The following is a 2,277-nucleotide window of genomic DNA, read 5'->3' on the forward strand; positions in this document are numbered from 1 at the left end:
CTCACGGCCGGTCGTTTTATATATCTTCAAACTTCAGTTCGTTCAAGTCTTGTTCGTCTTAAACATGTTTCCGTCTGTTTCAATCTTGTTTTGTTGTTTGTGCAACATCCGCTGCTCCAACTTTTTCGCCCTTCCTTATCGTTGGGAGTGCAAAGGTAAGGATCTTTTCCAAACTTCCAAATAAAATAAATTTTATTTTTTCGGCCTCTTTTTTCCTCTTCTCTTATTTCAATATGCTAATTTGATTTAGCTTTCCTTCTTTCCGAACCGGGCTGCAAAGGTAGCAATCTTTTCCCCATCTGCAACATTTATTTTAAAATAAATCCCGCTCTTTCCATCTCCTGCGCCATCCTTTCATTCAAAACCCTTCCTCCGAAGCGGGATGCAAAAGTAGAAAAAATTAACACTAACGCAAAGCTTTTTTACGGATTAAGACAGGGATTCTGTTAACCCAATGGTTTTCAGACAGAAAAAATGTTAGCCCGGACAAAACTTTCTGGAACAAATAATGTTTATGCACTCCCCTATCCTTAGACTTCCGAAGTTTTCCCTGAGCTTTGGCCCTCCGAAACTTCGGAAGACCCTGCAGAATAAACCCGATTGCAATGGAAAGCCCGCAGCGCAGCGAGGACTTGCAATGAAAAGCGGGAACAAACCTTCATAGTAGCACCAAAAATGCTTTGCTAAAAAAACAAAAGCACTCTTATATATAGTGCAGCAATAACTTGTGTGACTGAATAGACTTCCGAAGTTTTCTCCCGCGCCCAGCCGTTTCAAACTTCGGAAGACCCTGCAGAATAAACCCCCTGCAGAATAAACCCGATTGCAATGGAAAGCCCGCAGCGCAGCGAGGACTTGCAATGAAAAGCGGGAACAAACCTTCATAGTAGCACCAAAACTGCTTTGCTAAAAAACAAAAGCACTCTTAATATAATATACTGGCAATACTTTATTTTCTGACAATGGCTAGAAGCTTTCTACCCGTAGTCACAACGAATACTGAGGCTAGTCCAGCGGCTAATCCAAAAGCAAATTCTCTAAGAATTGAAGGTAAAGTATGAAGAACATGATGTAGAAAGCCAACATTATGTGCAAAAATCCCACCTGAAACCAAGATCAATGCTACCGTTCCTACAACACTTAATATTTTTATTATAACTGGTAAAGAACGGACCAGTAGGTTTCCGATGGATGAAAGGATACCTTTTTCGCCAGAGGCCTTCATTAAGCGATATCCAGCATCATCCATTCTAACAATAATAGCTACGATTCCATAAACACCAACGGTAGCCAACAAAGCTACAGCTGACACCGTCATAATTTGTATAAGCAGCTTTTCTTCGAGCACGCTTCCCAAAGCAATAATTACGATTTCTATTGATAAAATAAAATCGGTAATAATAGCTGATTTGATCTTCGCTTTTTCTGCCAAATCACCCTCTTGGATGACCTCTTTTGCTTCGATATGTGTGGGCTTTGATCGATGAATAAAATATTCAACAATTTTCTCCACCCCTTCATACGCCAGGTACAACCCGCCTAGTACCAAGATCACTTTAATCGCTACCGGAAAAAAGAAATTGAGTAATAGCGCAATTGGAACAATAATAAGCTTATTCACAAATGATCCCTTAGTGATTGTCCATAGTACCGGCAATTCTCTTGAAGAAAGAAAACCAGTTGATTTTTCTGCATTTACGGCTAAATCATCTCCCAAAATCCCCGCAGTCTTTTTGGCCGCTACCTTAGCTGTTACCGCTACATCGTCCATTAAAGCACCAATATCATCCAAAATTGCAAAAAAACCTGAAGCCATATCTAAAATCAATTATGCCGCAAAATATCAAATCCTTTCCAGATTCGAACAATCATATTTAAATCTTTAAGCTCTATGAACCAAACAGTATTCTATAGACAGGGCTGGTTAAATCTATTAATGTGCCCGGTCATCGGAAATATAATCGTAAAAAACATCCTCTTAAATAATTAAATGTAGCGTTTAACTTATTTGTTAAGCATATCTAGATGACTAATATTTTGATACTTTGGATCGCAGTAGCAGTAAAACGTAGGTTGGGTTCCGTCCTGCTGTACGCTGCAATCCTTTTTGGAAAACCTTGGGATAAACAACCTACCTATGCCCAAAAGGGATTTCCGCTGCCATCAGGGCTATCTAACCTGGGATGGAAGGTGTAAAACTCAGCGGAGATCAGCGTAATCTGCGGGAACAGGCCATTAACCCATCTTAACTCTTTAATGGCAGAAATAACCGCTGTT

The 2,277-nt window shown here is 39.9% G+C and carries 1 protein-coding gene; it reads right to left on the reverse strand.

Annotated elements, in window-relative coordinates; genetic code table 11:
• Positions 1-949: 949 nt before the first annotated feature.
• Positions 950-1,816 (reverse strand): DUF808 domain-containing protein, encoded by an 867-nt coding sequence (locus AW17_RS23360; RefSeq protein WP_029280785.1) that lies wholly within the window; start codon positions 1,814-1,816, stop codon positions 950-952.
• Positions 1,817-2,277: the final 461 nt, after the last annotated feature.

The organism is Pedobacter borealis DSM 19626, from assembly GCF_000708285.2.
In the GTDB taxonomy this organism is placed as follows: domain Bacteria; phylum Bacteroidota; class Bacteroidia; order Sphingobacteriales; family Sphingobacteriaceae; genus Pedobacter; species Pedobacter borealis.

What these genes read in the sequence shown, in the direction of transcription:
- AW17_RS23360 (WP_029280785.1), bottom strand. Translation starts at nt 1,816, where the DNA reads ATGGCTTCAGGTTTTTTTGCAATTTTGGATGATATTGGTGCTTTAATG.